Source organism: Microbacterium sp. NPDC055502 (genome assembly GCF_053643635.1).
This window is the reverse complement of record NZ_JBSHKJ010000001.1, coordinates 1,471,699-1,483,566: the sequence shown is the minus strand read 5'-3', so window position 1 is coordinate 1,483,566 and position 11,868 is coordinate 1,471,699. Positions and strand designations below refer to the sequence as shown.

The following is an 11,868-nucleotide window of genomic DNA, read 5'->3' as shown; positions in this document are numbered from 1 at the left end:
TTAGTCCATGTGGACTATACGCCCGATCAGGCTCCCGCGCCACGTCGCGCGCGGCGATACCGGTTCCGGGCGTCTCACCCCAGCCGACGCAGAGCGGAGCCCTTGTGCGCCGCACGATCGCCGCTCTTCTCCGACTCCACGAGATACGCCGGCTCCTCGTCCGAGGCGGTGAAGTGCTGCCCCGCGAACGTGAAGTCCTTCGTCCGCTTCTCGACCACCGTGCCGCGCGTGCGCCCCTGCGACGTGTTCCAGCTCACCCGATCGCCTTTCGCGAGATCCTTCGTCATACCCGCTCCCTTCGATGCGGCGATCCTCGCCCCGGGAGCACGCGGCCCGCGCTCCCCTTGACTTCTGTGCGGGCGCCGCCACGGGAGACCGGGATAATGGGCGGGTGAGCACACCCACGGCAGGCACCGCGCAGAGCATCCCCGGTTGGCGACACCTCTACTCCGGCAAGGTCCGCGACCTCTACGCCTCGGAGGACCCGGCCGACACCCGCATCCTCGTCGTCGCCTCCGACCGGGTGAGCGCCTTCGACGTGGTGCTGTCGCCCGGCATCACCGACAAGGGGGCCCTGCTCACCCGCCTCAGCCGCTGGTGGTTCGCCCAGCTCGACGTGCCGAACCACCTGGCCCCGGGCGAGCTGCCCGAGGAGGTCGCCGACCGCGCGATGCTCGCCCAGTCGCTGGAGATGCTCCCGATCGAGTGCGTCGTGCGCGGCTACATCACCGGCTCCGGCTGGGCCGAGTATCAGGAGCACGGCACGGTGTGCGGCATCACCCTCCCGGACGGCCTGCACAACGGCGACCGGCTGCCCGAACCGCTGTTCACCCCCGCGTACAAGGCGCCGATGGGCGAGCACGACGAGAACATCACGTTCGACCGCGTCGTCGAGCTGGTCGGTGCCGAGCGAGCGGCCGAGCTGCGCGACATCTCCCTGGCCGTGTACGCGAAGGCGGCGGCGATCGCCGAGGAGCGGGGCCTGATCCTGGCCGACACCAAGTTCGAGTTCGGCACCGATGCCGACGGCACCCTGCGCCTCGCCGACGAGGTGCTCACCAGCGACTCCTCGCGGTACTGGGACGCCGAGGCCTGGCGCACCGGCACCACCCCGGCCGAGCGGATGGCGAGCTTCGACAAGCAGATCGTGCGCGACTGGCTCGCCGCGAACTGGGACAAGCAGGGCGAGCCGCCCGCGCTGCCCGACGAGGTCGTCGCCCGGACGACCGCGCGCTACCGCGAACTCATCGACCGCCTGGGCGCCTGAGCCGGACTACTCCACACGTCGCACGTCGGTGGGGCTGACGTCGTCACCCGCGTAGAGGAGCGGCTGGCCGATCGGCGCTCAGGCAACACTCAGGAATCGGTAGTGTTTCTTCAGCACTCACGCCACCCCCGAACCCCTGAGGAGCCCGCATGGCCCTGTGGAAGCTGCACGGAAACGGACGCACCGTCGAGGCCGGCGCGGTCGTCCGTCCCGACGAGCGCCTGAGTTGGTCCGCCACCGTCGCGATCGGACTCCAGCACGTCGTCGCGATGTTCGGCGCCACCTTCCTCGTGCCGACGCTGACGGGCTTCCCGGTCTCGACGACCCTGCTGTTCAGCGGCCTCGGCACCCTCATCTTCCTGCTCATCACGAAGAACCAGCTGCCCAGCTACCTCGGCTCCTCGTTCGCGTTCATCGCCCCGATCACGGCCGCCGTCGCCGCGGGTGGCACCGGCTCGGCGCTCGCGGGCGTCGTCGCGGTCGGCGTGCTCCTCGCCGTCGTCGGGCTCGTCGTGCAGTTCGCCGGGCTGCGATGGGTCGACGCACTCATGCCCCCGGTCGTCGCGGGGGCCATCGTCGCCCTGATCGGATTCAACCTCGCCCCCACCGCGTGGAGCAACTTCCAGCTCGACCCGGTGACCGCGACCATCACCCTCGTCGCGATCATCCTGTTCGCGGTGCTGTTCCGCGGCTTCCTCGGCCGCATCTCGATCTTCCTCGGCGTCGCGGTCGGCTTCATCTGGGCCGCGTTCACCGGCTCGTTCGACGTGCCCAACGCCCTCCGCGGCGGCAAGACACCGGCCGAGCTCATCGCCGAGGCACCCTGGGTCGGCCTGCCGCACTTCCAGCTCCCCGACTTCGTCGAGCCGGGCACGTGGTCGACCATCGCGATGTTCCTGCCGGTCGTGCTCGTGCTCATCGCCGAGAACGTCGGCCACGTGCGCGGCGTCGCGACCATGACCGAGGACCCGTCGATCAACAAGCACACCGGCCGCGCACTGATCGCCGACGGCGTCGCGACCACGATCGCGGGCGGCTTCGGCGGCTCGGGCACCACGACCTACGGCGAGAACATCGGCGTGATGGCCGCGACCCGCGTGTACTCGACCGCCGTCTACTGGGTGGCCGGCCTCTTCGCGATCCTGCTCGCGTTCTCCCCCAAGGTCGGTGAGGTGTTCAACTCGATCCCCGCCGGCGTGCTGGGCGGTGCGACCACGGCCCTGTACGGCCTGATCGGCATCATCGGCATCAAGATCTGGGTCGACAGCCGCGTGGACTTCTCGCGCCCGGTCAACCAGTACACGGCCGCGGTGTCGCTCGTGATCGGCATCGCCGGGTTCTCGATGCAGCTCGGCGACTTCGCGTTCGGCGGCATCGTCCTCGGCACCGTCGCGGCGCTGCTCATCTACCACCTGGGCAACCTGATCGCCCGCGCCCGCAAGACCGGCGCCGACGACCCGAAGCCCCTCGAGCCCGTCGGCCCCCTGGGCGGCGACCCCGCGTAACGCCCGGGGTCCCGTCCCGCCGGATCGAAAACGCACCTCCCCGACACGTCGGAGGTGCGTTTTCGCATTCCCACAGCGGGAGCAGTCCGGGGCGTGCGGGGTCGAGAACGGGCGTCCCGGGGGCGGGGGAGGTGCGTTTTTCGCACTCCCACGGGCAGGGGCGTGCCGGGCCACCGGTGCGGGATCGAAAAGGGGCGTTGCGGGGGTGCGGGAGGTGCGTTTTCGCACTCCGACGGGGCGCGGGCGGGACGGCCGGGCCGGACGGGGGTCAGGCGATCGTGGCGAGGACGGCGTCGGGCGCGACGCTCGCGCCGGTCTCCGCGCGGCGGGTGAGAGTGCCGGGGCGGTGCGCGGTGACCGTCGTCTCCATCTTCATCGCGTCGAGCACGGCCACCGGGTCGCCCGCCGCGACCTCTGCGCCGTCGTCGAGCAGCCACCGCACGAGCGTGCCCGGCGCGGGAGTCCGGAGCTCGGACGCGTCCGCCGCAGGCTCCGATGCCGCCTCCGTCGCCGGACGGCCGATCCCCGCCAGCAGCTCCGCGGGCAGCCCGAGCACGACCCGGCGGCCATCGACCTCCACGGGGAACCGCTGCAGCCCGGACACCGGTGCGACCGCCGGTCGCGGCTGCGCGTCGAGCGCGGGCAGCAGCACCGTCTCTATCCACTGCGTGTGCACCCCGAAGGTGTCGGTCGCGAACGCGGGGTCGTCGATCGCGCGGAGGTCGAACGGGATCACGGTCGCCGGGCCGTCGACGGCGAGCTCGCGCAGCGCCCGGCGTGCTCGCACGAGGGCGGCCTCCCGGGTGTCCGCGTGCACGATGAGCTTGGCGATCAGGGAGTCGAACGCGGGCTGCACCACGTCGCCCGCCTCGATGCCGCTGTCCCATCGCACGCCGGGGCCGCCGGGGATGCGCAGCGCCTCGACCCGCCCCGGGCTGGGAAGGAACCCGCGACCGGGGTCTTCCGCGTTGATGCGGAACTCGAACGCGTGACCCGACGGCCGCGGGGTCTCGGTGAACGACGGCCCCTCGCCGAACGCGATGCGGAACTGCTCGCGCACGAGGTCGGTGCCCGTGACCTCCTCCGTCACCGGATGCTCGACCTGGAGGCGGGTGTTGACCTCGAGGAACGAGATCGTGCCGTCGGCCGCGAGCAGGAACTCCACGGTGCCCGCCCCGCGGTACTGCACCTCGGCGCAGATCGCCCGCGCCGCCTCGTGGATCGCCGACCGCTGCTCCGGAGCGAGTGCGGGCGCCGGTGCCTCCTCGATCAGCTTCTGGTTGCGCCGCTGCATCGAGCAGTCGCGATCGCCCACCACGACCACGCCGCCGCGGCCGTCGCCCAGCACCTGCACCTCGATGTGCCGGGGGCGCTCCAGGAACCGCTCCACGAAGCACTCGCCGCGACCGAACGCGGCCACGGCCTCCCGCGTCGCCGCCTCGAACGCCGCCGCCACCTCGGACAGCTCCCGCACGACCTTGAGGCCGCGGCCTCCCCCGCCGAACGCGGCCTTGATGGCGATCGGCAGCCCGTGCTCCTCGGCGAAGGCCACGGCCTCCTCCGGGCCGGAGAGCGGCTCGTCGGTGCCGGCCGCGAGGGGTGCGCCGACCCGCTGGGCGATGCGCCGCGCGGTCATCTTGTCGCCGAGGGCGTCGATGCTCTCCGGCGACGGGCCGATCCACACCAGCCCCGCGCCCTCGACAGCCCGCGCGAACGCCGCGCTCTCGGAGAGGAAGCCGTAGCCGGGGTGCACCGCGTCGGCCCCGCTGCGGCGCGCGGCGTCGATCAGCGCCTCGACCGACAGGTAGGTGCTCGCGGCCGTGTCACCGCCCAGGCCGACGGCCTCGTCGGCGAGCCGCACGTGCAGCGCATCCGCATCCTGATCGGCGTACACGGCGACCGACGTGTATCCGGCCTCGGCGCAGGCGCGGATCACGCGCACCGCGATCTCGCCGCGGTTGGCGATGAGCACACGGGTCATGGGGTCTCCTTCACGATGAAGCGCACGTGCACCCCCGGGGGGAGCTGCGCGGCGAGGTCGAGGCTGCGGTCGGTGAGTGCGCCGATGATGGGGTAGCCGCCCGTGAGCGGATGATCGGGGAGGAACAGCACGGGCTGACCGTCCGGCGGCACCTGGATCGCGCCGGTCACCGCGCCCTCGCTGGGCAGCTCCCCGCCCACGGCACGCTCCAGCGGCACCTCGCCGTGCAGCCGGATGCCGACGCGGTCGGAGCGCGGCGTCACCGTCCATTCCTGACCGGTGAGCGCGGCGACCCCGGCCGCGGTGAACCAGTCGTCGCGCGGGCCGAGCGTGATCTCGAGCGCCACGGTGTCGCCCGGGGCGGGAAGGTCGCGCGGCAGGACGACCGGATCCACCGAGGTCACCGGGGCCGTGCCGATCGGCACGACATCGCCCGCCGCGAGGGGCCGCGGGCCGAGCCCGGCGAGGGTGTCGCTGGCGCGGCTGCCGAGCGCCGGGGCGACGTCGATCCCCCCGCGCACGGCGATCACGAAGCGCAGCCCGCGCTCGGGGTGACCGAGGGTGAGCTCGTCGCCGTCGACCGTGGCGAACGGTGCCCCGGGGGCGATGTCGCGCGGCACGCCGGCGGCGTCCGTGAGGGTGAGATCCCCGGTCGCTCCGGCCACCGCGGCCACCCCGGCTCCGTGGAACCGCAGCACCGCACCGCCCACGCACTCCAGGACGGCAGCGGCGGAGGGGTTGCCGACCGCGCGGTTGGCGTCGCGCAGGGCCACCCGGTCCGCGATGCCGGAGGCCGAGACGCCCAGGGCGGCATAGCCCGCGCGACCCTCGTCCTGCACGAGCAGCTGCAGCGACGAGCGCACGACCTCCACCGCGGGGGCTCCGGGAGCGCGCGGCCCCTGGGTCGCGGAGGCTTCTCCGCCGCGCGGATCCGCGCCGCCGGCGCTCTCGGCCGACGCGACGACCGCGGCCCGCTCGGCCCGCACGAACCGCACCCGCCGCCCGGGTGCGAACAGTGCGGGAGGGTCGCGGTCGATGTCCCACATGGCCAGGTCGGTGCGGCCGATCAGCTGCCAGCCGCCGGGGCTCTCGCGGGGGTAGACGCCGCTGAAGGCTCCGGCGACCGCGACCGAGCCCGCGGGCACGCGCGTGCGCGGCGACGAGCGGCGCGGCACGTCGAACAGCGCGTCGTCGCTCACCGCATAGCCGAAGCCGGGCGCGAAGCCCGAGAACGCGACCCGCCAGTCGGCCGCGAGGTGACGCGCGACGAGCTCTTCCGCCGACACCCCGAGCAGCGTCGCCGTCTCGTCGAGGTCTTCCCCGTCGTAGCGCACCGGCACCTCGACCTCGCCCGCATCGGGGAGCTCGGCGGCGTCGACCTCGGTCGCGGCGAGCACCCCGGCGAGCGCGGCGGCCGTGGTGCGCAGCGGGTCGTAGCGCACCAGCACCGTGCGCGCGCCGGGGATGCGCTCGACCACGCCGGGCACGCCGTCCCACGCGAGGTTGAGTCGCATGGCCTGTTCGAGGTCGTCCGCCTCGACCAGGAGCGCGCCGTCGGAGGCCGTGAGGATGCGCATCAGACCCGGTACTCCGCATCCGGCACGTCGGTCACGAACATGTAACCGGGAGCGTGTGTCACGGCGAACGGCGGCTTCGACGCCATGATCGCCGCCTGCGGGGTCACACCGCAGGCCCAGAACACGGGGATCTCGCCGTCGCGCAGCTCGGGGGCGTCGCCGAAGTCCGGGGTCGACAGGTCGGTGATGCCCAGCGAGGCCGGGTCGCCGATGTGCACGGGTGCGCCGTGCACGGCCGGCGTGCGGGCGGAGATCTGCACGGCGTCGGCCACGCGGTCCGCGGGGATCGGGCGCATCGACACGACCATCTCGCCGCGCAGCCGTCCGGCCGGCGCGCAGTCCACGGCCGTGCGGTACATCGGCACGTTGCGCCCGAGCTCCTGGTGACGGATGGGGATGCCCGCCTCGACGAGACCGGTCTCGAACGTGAAGCTGCAGCCGATGAGGAACGCGACGAGGTCGGGCTGCTCGGCCCACGCGGCCGTCGCGTCGGTCACCTCCTCCGCGAGCTCGCCGTCGCGCCAGATGCGGTAACGGCCGATGTCGGTGCGGATGTCGCTGCCCGGCGCCAGCCGTGACTCCACCTGGCCCTGCTCGATCACCTCGAGCACGGGGCAGGGCTTCGGGTTGCGCTGCGCGTACAGCAGCGTCTCGAACGCCCAGTCGGCCGGCACGGCGATGAGGTTCGCCTGCGTCAGTCCCGGCGCGACGCCGCTGGTGGGCGCGGAGTGTCCCGCCCGGTGCGCGGCGCGGGCGGCGCGCGCAGCGGTGAGCTGGTCGGTGGTGGCGAGCACGGACATGTCAGACTCCGGCGAACGGGGCGATCGTGATGCCCTCGGCCTGCAGCAGGCGCTTCGTCTCGGCGGCCATCGCGACCGAGCCGGGGCTGTCGCCGTGCACGCAGATGGACTGGGCGGACACCGCGACGTCGGTGCCGTCGATCGCCCGGATCACGCCGTCGGCGGCGAGGCGCACCATGCGCTCGGCGACCGCGGTCGGGTCGTGCAGCACGGCGCCCTCCTCGGTGCGCGACACGAGCTGTCCGTCCGGCTGGTAGGCGCGGTCGGCGAAGGCCTCAGCGGCCACCGCGAGCCCCGCCCGCTGTGCGACGTCGAGCACCACGCCTCCCGCGAGCCCGAGCAGCACGAGCGAGGGGTCGACCGCACGGATCGCCGCCACCACGTCTTTCGACTGCCGCTCGTCGCGGGCGATCGTGTTGTAGAGCGCGCCGTGGGGTTTGACGTACGAGACCCGACCGCCCACCGCGGCCGCGAGCCCCAGGAGTGCGCCGAGCTGGTACTCGACGTGGGCCTGGAGCGTCGCGGAGTCGATGTCGACCTTCGTGCGCCCGAAGTTCTCGTAGTCGCGGTAGCCGGGGTGCGCGCCGATCACGACGCCTCCCGCCACGGCCGCAGCGAGCGTCTCGCGGATGCCCTCGGGGCTGCCGGCGTGGAAACCGCACGACACGTTCGCACTCGTGACGATGCGCAGCATGCTGGCGTCGTCGCTGACGATCCGGTCGGGGACGTTCTCACCGAGGTCCGAGTTCAGGTCGATGGTCGCCATGTCGTCACGCTCCGATTCCGAGGAAGGCGAAGATGGGGCCGATCGAGACGGCACCCATGTACCAGGTGAGGGCGGTCACGACGGTACCGGCGATCAGCAGCCACATCGGGTACTTCCGGTCGCCGAGCAGGTCGCGCCGGAACCAGCCGATGTACATGAACACCGTGAGGCCGATCGGCAGGATCAGGCCGTTGAAGCCGCCGACGAACACGAGGATCGCCGCGGGGGCCGTGCCGATCGCGAGGTAGACCCCGAGCGAGACGACGATGAAGGCGACGGTCGCGAGCTGCAGGGGCCAGCCGCCGTGCAGCTTCGCGGTGAACGTCGACAGGAACGTGGCCGAGGTGTAGGCGGCGCCGATCACGGAGCTGATTGCGGCGGCCCAGAAGATCGCGCCGAAGATGCGCAGACCCGCGTCGCCCAGCACGGCGCCGAACGCCTGCCCGGCCGGGTTCGCGGCCTGCGACGAGAGGTCGAGTGCCACACCGGAGGCGACGACCCCGAGGATGGCGAGGAACAGCACGTACCGCATGATGCCGGTGACGAGGATGCCGTTGGCCGCGGCGCGCATGACGGGCTTCGCGTACTGCGGGCCGACGTGGCCGGAGTCGAGGTAGCGGTGCGCACCGGAGTAGGTGATGTAGCCGCCGACGGTGCCGCCGACGATGGTGGTGATGGTGGCGAAGTTGAGCTGGTCGGGCACGAACGTCTGCCGCAGCGCGTCGCCGATGGGCGGCTGGGCGATCAGGGCGACGACCACGGTCATCACGATCATGCCGATGCCGAGGACGATGAGCACGACGTCCATCACCTTGCCGGCCTTCTTCACCAGGAAGATGATGATCGCGAGCGCCGCGGTGAGTGCGCCGCCGATCTTCGGGTCGATGCCGAGCAGGGCGTTGAGACCGAGGCCACCCCCGGCGATGTTGCCGATGTTGAACGCGAGGCCGCCGATCACCACGAGCACGGCGATGACGTGCCCGGAGAACGGGATGGCGCTGTTGGCGAGCTCGCCGGCGCGCTTGCCCGAGGAGGTGATCATGCGCCAGATGTTCAGCTGCACCGCGATGTCGACCAGGATCGACACCAGGATCGCGAACGCGAACGCGGCCCCCATCTGCGCCGTGAAGGTGGCGGTCTGCGTGATGAAGCCGGGCCCGATGGCGCTCGTGGCCATGAGGAAGATGGCGCCGATGACGGCACTGCGTCCCGCGCGCTTCTTCGCGTGGGCGGCGCGGGCCTCGTCCTCCGGGGAGAGGGCGGCGGTGGACTGCTCGGACATAGGGGGGTCCCATCGTCGTTGGTGGGTGTCGGATCGATACCCAGTGTAGAACGGACAGACACCGATTGTTCAACAATCATGTTTCCGTCGTGCTACAGCGCGATTGCCGTCGTGTGATTCCCGCCGAGACCCGATCCCGGCCCGCCGCCCGCCCCGCACCTACGATGAAGGCATGAACCAGCAGGGCCCGCTCGCCGACGTGCTCCGTCAGCTCATCATCGACGGCGACGTCGCCCCCGGCTCCCGCCTGTCGGAGTCCGCCCTCGCCGAGCGCTTCGACGTGTCGCGCAACACGCTCCGCGAGGCGTTCCGGGTGCTCGCGGAGCAGGGCCTGGTCGAGCACGTCCCGCACCGTGGGGTCTCCGTGGCTTCCCCGTCGATCGCCGACGTGATCGACATCTATCGCGCCCGCCGCATCATCGAGTGCACGGCCCTGCGCCAGTCCGAGCCGGAGCACCCCGCCGTGCAGCGCATGAGGGAGGCGGTCGCGGCCGCCGAGGCCGCCGTGGCCGACGTCTCCCGCGACGACGCCGCCGCGTGGCGCACGGTCGGCAGCGCGAACATGGCGTTCCACGTGGCGCTGGTCGACCTCGCCGACAGTCCGCGCCTGGCTCGCACGTACCGCAACGTCGCGGCCGAGCTGCGTCTGGCCTTCTTGAAGATCGACGACCCGCGGGCGCTGCACGAGCCGTTCGTGCGCAAGAACCGCGCCGTGCTCGACACCTTCCTCAGCAGGGGCGCCGAGGCGGGCGCCGCCGAGCTCGAGCGCTACCTGGTGCAGTCCGAACGGGTGGTGCTCGGCGCGTTCGCACGCATGCACCTGGACTGACGCACCGGGCGCCGAGGTCAGGCGTTCGGGTCGGGCCGGAGCGCCCAGGTGGCCCGGGGCCGGGGCTCGCCGGTCCCCGGCGGCACGTCGAGGGGCATCGGGGCCGCCGGTTCCGGCAGTCCGTAGCGCCGGTGCAGCCAGCGCCGCGCCTCCTCCAGCGGATACGTGTCTCCGAAGACGCAGTACTTCACGAACACGCCCTCGAGGGTGCTGCGGAGCATGACCTCCTCCAGCGCGGGGTCGTCGGCTCCGCGCGCGCGGAACACCTCGCGCACAGCGTCCTCCGCCGCGGTCGCCGCCTCGGCGTGACGCTGCTCCGATTCCGCGAAGAGCCGGTGCGTGGAGGGCTGCTGCTGCATCGCGAGCACGGCGCGCTGGAGCGGCATCGCGAACGCGGTGGCCATGAGGGCGCCGTCGATGATCGCGGCCAGCATCTCGTCTGGGGTGCCGTCCACCCGCGCGAGCCCGAGCACGGTCTCGAACCAGCGGTCGATCACCGCGGCGACCAGCTGCTCCTTGCCGCCGAAGTGGTAGTTGACCAGGCCCTGGGCGACGCCGGCTCGCGAGGTGATCTGGGCGATGCTGGCACCGGCGACTCCGCGCTCGCTGAAGACCGCGATCGCCGCCTGCAGGATGTTCTCGCGGGCGCGCTCGCGCGCCTGGCGGTTCTGCTCGTCGGTTCGGGCCATGCGGCGACCACCTCCCGGGGTCACAAGAATATCGCCGCTCCGTGTAGCGTGTACGTTGAACGTCTGTTCAGTTCATGCGTTCGCGGGGTTCGCCCCCACCCGACGCACGGGTGCATCCCTGGCCATGAGGGGGCGTCAGGGCCGCACCCGTGCGCGCGTCAGGCCGAGCCGCGCACCACGAGCTCGGTGGGCAGGATCGTCGTCTGCGGCGGGTCCTCCCCCGCCAGCCGCGACAGCAGTACGCGGGCCATGGTCTCGCCCTGCGCATACATCGGCTGGCGCACCGTGGTGAGGGCCGGATCGGTGCTGACCGCCACCGAGGAGTCGTCGAAGCCGACCAGGGCGATGTCCTCCGGCACCCGCACCCCCGCCGCGCGCAGCGCCGTGAGCGCTCCGCGTGCCATCAGGTCGCTCGCCACGAAGATCGCGTCGGGACGACCGGACGCGAGCAGCCGACGAGCCGCCTCCGCACCACTCGCCTCACTGTAGTCGCCCTCCTCCTCGGCGCACGGCGCGAGACCCGCATCCACGAGCGCATCCCGGAAGCCCTGCACGCGGTCGGTCGAGGAGATCATCGACAGCGGACCGGAGATCGTGGCGATCCTGGAACGCCCGATGTCGATGAGCCGCTGCGTGGCCACGCGCGCCCCGGCCACGTTGTCGACATCGACCACGTAGTCGCCCGCGCTGCGGCGCACCGGCCGCCCGCCGAACACGACCGGGACCGCATCGGCGATCCGGTCAACAAAGCCGTCGCTCGCATGGTGCGACACGATGAGGGCGCCGTCGACGCCACCGTTGCGCACGAAGCTCGTCATCTTGTCGCCGGGGTCATCGCTCGCGATCAACAGGTTGAGCAGGTAGTCGGAGCTGCCGAGCGCGCCGGTGATCCCGGCGACGATGGCCGCGAAGAACGGGTCGCCGAAGAACCGCGTCGTGTCTTCCGGCACGATCAGCGCGATCGCGTGCGTCTGTCGCGAGGCGAGAGAGCGGGCCGCCCGGTTGGGCACGTAGTTGAGGTCGTCGATCGCGGCGCGCACGGCCGCGAGGGCCTCGGGGCTCACCGCCGTCGAGCCGTTCACGACCCGCGACACGGTCGAGCGGGAGACACCCGCCGCGGCCGCGACCTCTTCGATGGTCGCCCTGGGCGACATCACCGCACGCTCTCTTCC

General features: G+C 72.3%; 11 protein-coding genes. 3 read left to right on the top strand and 8 right to left on the bottom strand.

Going from position 1 to position 11,868, the window contains the following annotated elements; all coding sequences use genetic code 11:
- Positions 1 to 74: 74 nt before the first annotated feature.
- The gene (locus ACWH95_RS07305) at positions 75 to 287 is read right to left on the bottom strand and encodes a hypervirulence associated TUDOR domain-containing protein (RefSeq protein ID WP_136032818.1); all 213 of its coding nucleotides are present in this window, start codon (positions 285 to 287) and stop codon (positions 75 to 77) included.
- Between the two features lie 104 nt (positions 288 to 391).
- Between ACWH95_RS07305 and ACWH95_RS07300 the strand changes: the two genes are divergently transcribed.
- Together ACWH95_RS07300 and ACWH95_RS07295 are read left to right on the top strand one after the other, a co-directional pair.
- Positions 392 to 1,267: a phosphoribosylaminoimidazolesuccinocarboxamide synthase gene (locus ACWH95_RS07300; protein ID WP_454120455.1), complete on the top strand. Its 876-nt coding sequence runs from the start codon at positions 392 to 394 to the stop codon at positions 1,265 to 1,267.
- Between the two features lie 149 nt (positions 1,268 to 1,416).
- Positions 1,417 to 2,772 carry a uracil-xanthine permease family protein gene (locus tag ACWH95_RS07295; protein ID WP_136032815.1) on the top strand — a complete coding sequence of 452 codons (1,356 nt, stop codon included), beginning with the start codon at positions 1,417 to 1,419 and terminating at the stop codon, positions 2,770 to 2,772.
- A 268-nt stretch (positions 2,773 to 3,040) separates the two neighbouring features.
- Here ACWH95_RS07295 and ACWH95_RS07290 read toward each other — a convergent pair whose 3' ends face one another.
- Genes ACWH95_RS07290 through ACWH95_RS07270 form a run of 5 tightly spaced genes read right to left on the bottom strand, consistent with a single transcriptional unit; the run spans position 3,041 to position 9,178 of the window.
- A complete protein-coding gene (locus tag ACWH95_RS07290; protein ID WP_454120454.1) occupies positions 3,041 to 4,753 on the bottom strand; it encodes an acetyl/propionyl/methylcrotonyl-CoA carboxylase subunit alpha in 1,713 nt (570 codons plus the stop codon).
- Positions 4,750 to 6,330, bottom strand: a complete 1,581-nt coding sequence (locus ACWH95_RS07285) for a 5-oxoprolinase subunit B/C family protein (RefSeq protein WP_454120453.1) — start codon at positions 6,328 to 6,330, stop codon at positions 4,750 to 4,752. The genes ACWH95_RS07290 and ACWH95_RS07285 overlap by 4 nt, the downstream gene beginning before the upstream one ends.
- The gene (locus tag ACWH95_RS07280; RefSeq protein ID WP_136036120.1) at positions 6,330 to 7,130 is read right to left on the bottom strand and encodes a putative hydro-lyase; all 801 of its coding nucleotides are present in this window, start codon (positions 7,128 to 7,130) and stop codon (positions 6,330 to 6,332) included. The genes ACWH95_RS07285 and ACWH95_RS07280 overlap by 1 nt, the downstream gene beginning before the upstream one ends.
- A 1-nt stretch (position 7,131) precedes the next feature.
- Positions 7,132 to 7,896, bottom strand: coding sequence for a LamB/YcsF family protein (locus tag ACWH95_RS07275; RefSeq protein ID WP_136032807.1), 765 nt, complete (start codon positions 7,894 to 7,896; stop codon positions 7,132 to 7,134).
- 4 nt (positions 7,897 to 7,900) lie between these two features.
- On the bottom strand, positions 7,901 to 9,178 hold the full coding sequence (locus ACWH95_RS07270) for an NRAMP family divalent metal transporter (RefSeq protein WP_136036121.1): 1,278 nt from the start codon (positions 9,176 to 9,178) through the stop codon (positions 7,901 to 7,903).
- A 172-nt stretch (positions 9,179 to 9,350) separates the two neighbouring features.
- On the opposite strand from ACWH95_RS07270, the gene ACWH95_RS07265 reads away from it, so the two are divergent.
- Complete coding sequence (locus ACWH95_RS07265) at positions 9,351 to 10,007, top strand: GntR family transcriptional regulator (protein ID WP_247638232.1); 657 nt, start codon at positions 9,351 to 9,353, stop codon at positions 10,005 to 10,007.
- A 17-nt stretch (positions 10,008 to 10,024) separates the two neighbouring features.
- On the opposite strand, the gene ACWH95_RS07260 is transcribed toward ACWH95_RS07265, so the two are convergent.
- Both ACWH95_RS07260 and ACWH95_RS07255 read right to left on the bottom strand, forming a co-directional pair.
- Positions 10,025 to 10,696 carry a TetR/AcrR family transcriptional regulator gene (locus tag ACWH95_RS07260; RefSeq protein WP_247638231.1) on the bottom strand — a complete coding sequence of 224 codons (672 nt, stop codon included), beginning with the start codon at positions 10,694 to 10,696 and terminating at the stop codon, positions 10,025 to 10,027.
- Between the two features lie 158 nt (positions 10,697 to 10,854).
- Complete coding sequence (locus tag ACWH95_RS07255; protein WP_308194340.1) at positions 10,855 to 11,853, bottom strand: LacI family DNA-binding transcriptional regulator; 999 nt, start codon at positions 11,851 to 11,853, stop codon at positions 10,855 to 10,857.
- Positions 11,854 to 11,868: the final 15 nt, after the last annotated feature.